General features: G+C 46.9%; 4 protein-coding genes. All 4 read right to left on the bottom strand.

Features of this window, described 5'->3' with window-relative positions; genetic code table 11:
- Positions 1–169 precede the first annotated feature (169 nt).
- Positions 170–874, bottom strand: coding sequence for an L-ribulose-5-phosphate 4-epimerase (locus ENN47_08970; protein HDP78295.1), 705 nt, complete (start codon positions 872–874; stop codon positions 170–172).
- 55 nt (positions 875–929) lie between these two features.
- A complete protein-coding gene (locus tag ENN47_08965) occupies positions 930–2462 on the bottom strand; it encodes an L-arabinose isomerase (protein ID HDP78294.1) in 1533 nt (510 codons plus the stop codon).
- A gap of 649 nt (positions 2463–3111) precedes the next feature.
- Complete coding sequence (locus ENN47_08960; protein HDP78293.1) at positions 3112–4635, bottom strand: hypothetical protein; 1524 nt, start codon at positions 4633–4635, stop codon at positions 3112–3114.
- Positions 4636–4970: 335 nt separating this feature from the next.
- Positions 4971–5709: alpha-N-arabinofuranosidase (locus tag ENN47_08955; protein ID HDP78292.1), on the bottom strand; the 739-nt coding region annotated here is incomplete at its 5' end.

The following is a 5709-nucleotide window of genomic DNA, read 5'->3' as shown; positions in this document are numbered from 1 at the left end:
TCTTGATGGAGTCCACGGCTTTGCAAAAGGCCGGAGAGTACCTGCCGCTCAAAATGAAAAGGACAGTGTGTGAGCTCAATGTTATATCCAACAAAGACCTTCTTCCGCGAAGCCATTGAATGACATAGACTTACAAGATATATCAGTGCCAAAGTTCCTAACGGAAGTACTATTCACTTGTTTTCGGATTCTGCCCATAGTATGCGTCTTTCCCGTGCTTTCGGAAATAGTGTTTGTCCATTATGTGTTTTGGAAGGATGCTTGTTTCCGGGTTTATAAGTAGTGAAAGACATGCGGTCTTGGCTATCTCTTCAAGAATTATGCCGTTCTTTACTGCGTCCAGCACGTCCTTCCCCCATGTGAAGGGTGCATGACCGGCAACTAAGACGCCCGGGGTTCCGAGGTAATCTCTCTCTGAAAATGCTTCTTCGATTACCCTACCTGTGTTCAACTCGTAATCAATCTCTGTCTCTTCCGCGTTCAGCAATCTCGTACAAGGTACTTCATTGTAGAAGTGATCGGCGTGAGTCGTCCCAAAGCAGGGGATGCTCTTTCCTGCCTGCGCCCACGAAGTTGCCCAGGTTGAGTGGGTATGGACCACACCGCCGATTTCGCCGAAGCATCTGTAAAGAAAGACGTGAGTTGGAGTGTCGGAAGAAGGCCTTAACTCTCCTTCTATCACTCTTCCTTCAAGGTCTACAACAACCATATTGTCGGGGGAAAGATAGGAATAGTCCACCCCGCTGGGCTTAATAACTACGAGACGCTCCTTTCTGGCGATACCGCTTGCGTTTCCCCAGGTGAGTTTTACCAGTCCGGATTCAATGAGCGCGACATTCGCTCTGTAGACTTCCTCTTTTAGTTCACGTAGCATAGGCTTCTCCCTACCAAGAAATTTGTTTACACTTTCAGCGATTTTAACCTGCAAATCACAACTTTTTCAATTTGTAGTATACCTCGTTGTATCTAAGCTCCTTCTTGAACTCCGTGATATCCGTCTTGTCGTCAATTACTACTATCTCAATTCCAAACATGTCACTAAGGTCTTCAAGCTGTTCGGCAGTAACGGTGTAGCTCATACTTGAGTGATGCGCCCCACCGGCAAGTATCCAGGCGGTCGCTGCTGTCGCCAGATCTGGCTTTGGAACCCATAACGCCCTTGCAACAGGGAGTTTCGGCATGTCCTCGTCCTGCTTCACTACTTCAAGTTCATTGACTATCATCCTGAATCTGTCTCCAAACTCGACTATACAGGCCTGGACTGCAGGGCCTTCCTTAGCATTGAATACCAGTCTCGCTGGAGGTTCTTTCCCTCCAATTGAAAGGGGATGTACTTCAAGAGAAGGTGTGCCGTCCGCTATGGATTCACAAACTTCTAGCATGTGAGATCCCAGTTCCTTTATGTTCCCCGGTTCGAAATGATAAATGTAGTCTTCGATGAAGGAGGTTCCAATATCGATGCCTTCGGCCATCACTTTCATAATTCTTACAAGGGCCGCGGACTTCCAGTCACCTTCACCCCCGAATCCGTAACCATCTCTCATAAGTCTCTGTACAGCAATTCCTGGAAGCTGTCTCATCCCGTGGAGGTCCTGAAAAGTGGTTGTGAATGCTTTGAATCCACCATCTTCCAGAAACCTGCGAAGTGCAATTTCGATTCTAGCGGCTTCCCTTATAGATGCCTGAAAGACTTCTTCAGAGACTGTTGATTTCTTGATAGGGTATTCCTCCTGGTACCTATTCACGAGTTCCTCAGCTTCGCTTCTCTTGACCTGTTTGAAGTACCCCTCGATGTAGTCGCCAACAGCGAAACCATGAACTTCATAACCAAAATCAATCTGAGCGTCGACCTTGTTCCCCTCAGTAACTGCAACATCTCTCATGTTGTCGCCAAGCCTTGCGACCTTGAGTGAATGAGCTTCATTCCAACCCAGCGCTGCCCTAATGAAGTCTTCCAGCTTTGATATGACCTTAGAGTCGCTCCAGTGTCCTGCGATGACTTTGCGCTTGAGTTCAAGCCTTGCAGAGATGAAACCAAACTCCCTTCCTCCGTGAGCGGACTGGTTTGTGTTCATGTAGTCCATATCGATGGTATTCCAGGGTATCTTCTGCTCGAACTGAGTATGGAAGTGAAGGAAAGGCTTTTCAAGTGATTTCAGTCCGGCAATCCACATCTTCGCGGGTGAAAACGTGTGCATCCAGGCTATCAAACCTATGCAAATTTTGCTGGAATTAGCTTCATCAATTATTCTCTTTATCTGATTTGCGTCCTTCAAAACCGGTTTCCAGGCAATCTTTATAGGAGCGGAAATTGCACCGTCAAGTGCATCGACCAGTTTCTTTGAATTCTCTTCAACTTTTTTCAAGACTTCCTTTCCATAAAGCTCCTGACTTCCCGTTATAAACCACACCTCAAGGTCTCTAGTAATAGTAATCAGTCCTCCTTTTTGAAATACAAATATTCATCCAGAGAGTTTTGATCTCAGTTAAGGTTCCAGGTTTTAGACTTGGAATGATTTATAGCTTATGCTCTTTCTGTTTGCCGATCCTATCGGTCACAGGAGAGCTGTTGAATGATCAGGATCTCCGTGTGTATCTCACTTTGACCATGAATATCTCTCGCCGCTTCCAGTCAAAAACAGATTGTCTGACCCCAAAGATCATAGGGCGCCGTTTTACCGGCTGCTCCCTGCCGGAAGTGATTCCTCGCAGTCCAAATCTCTCCCGTCGCTTCGCTGATTCTTCACCATCACAGTCAGTTCTTAATTCTGTGTCTCAGGCCATGTAGCGTGAATCATTTCCTGGAGCTCTTGATCTTGTGCCCCCTCTTTGTGGGTGAAGACAAATCGAGGACTTTATGAAACCGACAGGATTACATACCAGTCACGACTGAACCATTGACATACTCTCTTGAAATAGTCTGGAAGACAAAAGTACCTTGACCAGTCAGCTAAAGCAGACGATCAGCGTTCTGATCGAGGCTGGCGCATAGGTGTGGGCTGAAGTTACGATTAGACCAGGGACCTGCCGTAGATGCATCAACCGAAAATACATCGTAAGAGGATTCTCGACTGGCGACCTCTCTTTCTGGCCCTTACTCCTTTCCCATTCCTAGTGCATCTTCCACATTATCTCCTTCGTTTTTTCGTAGAGTTCGCGGAAAATCAAGTACTGTTTCTCGTAAACCCTCTGGTTTTCGGAATTTGGACTTATAGGATCTCGAAACTTCACCCACTCCTTTATCCTTTCCGGCTTGTCTATCAATCCGACACCAAGTCCTGCTAGGAAGGCATCGCCAAATGGCGCCTCAACTAGACTGGATACCCGTCTCATTTTGTAACCGGTTATATCTGCAAAAATTCTGTTCCAGGCTGTTGATTTCGCAACTCCGCCAACTATCCAGCATTCGTCGTCGAGCTTAAGTCCTGCCTTAATCCCGTTTTCAATATTATGTCTGAGAGCGTATGCAGCACCTTCCATAAGTGCCTTGTACATATGGGCTCTTGTGTGAACGAGAGTGACTCCAAAGAATACACCCTTCGCAAAGGGATCCCAGATTGGCGACCTTTCACCCATGAAATATGGAAGAACTACGATTCCATCGCTTCCGGCAGGAATACTTTCAACTTCCATGTCGAGGAGCTGATATGGCGACCTGCCTGTCCTTTGTCCAACAGACTCTTCGCTGTCGGCAAACTCTTCCTTGAACCACTTGGCAAGGGCTCCAGTAGTTGCCGAGCCTCCAAAAGAGTAGATTCTTTCAGTATCGTTCACCACATATGGGAAGCTCACCAAACCAAACGGCAGATCCTTGCCGTCATGTACGGTACCCCAGCAGGTAGAAGTTCCGACCATTGCAACGTGTTCGCCTTCTTCAAGCGCTCCGGCCGAAAGCTGAGCTACCGGGGCATCTATCCCTCCTGAGACCACAGGAGTTCCTTCGAGCAGGCCGCAAAGCTTTGAGCTTTCGGCAGTTACTCTGCCGACGATATCACTCGACTTGACGATTCTTTCAGGAAGGTATTCAATGGGTATACCAAGGGCCTCACACATCTCCTTCGACCAGGTCAGCTTTCTTATGTCGAATACTCCGCCAACATTACCTGCCGAGGAGTAATCAATCGCGTTTTCACCTGTAAGCTGATAAACCATGTAATCCTTCGGTGTCACGAATTGATATATCTTTTTCCAGATATCCGGCCTGTTGTCTCTGAGCCACATTATCTTGGTGAATCCATAATAGGAATCCACATAGTTTCCTGTGATCGAAAAGATCTTGTCTCTTGATATGTTTTCCTTAACCCAGGAGGTCTGCGACGTCGCTCGTCTGTCCATCCAGATGAGACAAGGGTGCAGAGGCTTCATTCCACTGTCAACAGGGACTCCCGACCCTCCATAAAGTCCGCTTATGGCCAGTGCAGCTATTTCCTTCTTCTCGACTCCCGACTTCTCAGACACTTCTTTTATGGTTTCGAAAGCTGCCTTAACCCAAACATCGGGCCACTGTTCAGCCCAGTTTGAACCGGGCTTAATGACATCATATTCTCTCTGAGCTTCTACCAGAACCTCTCCTTTTTCATTCACCATCACACTCTTTGTTCCCTGGGTACCAATATCACATCCGATTAAGTACATACACATCACCTTCTAGATTTCGTCGATTTTAGGCCTTAACCACGATTTTACCTCATCCAGTCCGGACTTGCCGGAGTCAAGCTTCGCGTCTTCGAGGCATTTCGATGCTTGCAAGACGGAAGGTGTCATACTCACTTGAACACCGGCAACGCGATAGATTTACGGGCCACAAATCAGTTCCTGTTAGGGTCAGGGCCAGCTTGATCTTCGATACAGAGTCCCGTCCTATTCTCAATTGAAAATTCCTTCTCTTCAAACCTCCAGAATGCCTTCTCCTCAGGTCAGAAAACTCTCATTGCCTGAACTTGTGCTGGAGATAATCCTTTTTCAAAGGGTTATAGCTTTCCATCCAGAGAAAACTCGATTACATTTGCCGACATCGGATCGAGCTTCACAGTCATTTCAGGAGAGCAAGAGGTCAGCTCCTTTCTCTCAAGTTTTATTCGCTCTGGATTTTCAAAATCATTCATTTCATCGGGAGCAGATCCCGTCAATATATGCTGGACGGCCCTCTTCTGAACCTCGATTCCCGAAAGATCGAGAGAGACTTCTACATCCTTCTGATAGTAATTAATAAGGGCGACGCTCAAAATATTCTTATCTTCGTTAAAGGTGGCCGATCCATCAACATAGGGAACTTCGCTGAGCTTGAAGCTGTTCCGGCCCTCGACAAACGTCTTGGAGCTTATTTCGTAAGTTTCTGAACCAATCGCCATGTCCAGGACAGTTCTTCCGGTATGATTCACAAATAGATCAAATGCATGATAAATGGGAGTCAATACCATTTCGTCGCCCTTGGTCTTTATCATACCGAGCGCATTTACCATTTGCGCAAGATTGGCCATCTGAACTGTATTTGCCATACGATGCATCACAGCGAAAATTCCCGCCGCAAAGAGACCGTCTTTCAGCGCATAAGGCTCTTCAAGGAGAACTATTCCCTTTTGGGCAGCCTCGGCTTCCGCACCGATTTTGTACCAGACGTTCCATTCATCAAAGGAGATCTTCACGTGGTCCAGACGCAGGTGTTTTATCAGCCCCTCCAGGAGTTTAAGTCTCTGTTCACAGTAGTAG

Origin of the sequence: Mesotoga infera (assembly GCA_011045915.1) — a bacterium.
Taxonomy (GTDB): Bacteria; Thermotogota; Thermotogae; order Petrotogales; family Kosmotogaceae; genus Mesotoga; species Mesotoga infera_D.
This window is presented reverse-complemented; position numbering and strand designations above follow the sequence as displayed.

Excerpts from the sequence above, each read along its gene's own strand:
- ENN47_08960 (HDP78293.1), bottom strand. The coding sequence starts at position 4,635 with ATGTACTTAATCGGATGTGATATTGGTACCCAGGGAACAAAGAGTGTG.
- ENN47_08970 (HDP78295.1), bottom strand. The coding sequence starts at position 874 with ATGCTACGTGAACTAAAAGAGGAAGTCTACAGAGCGAATGTCGCGCTC.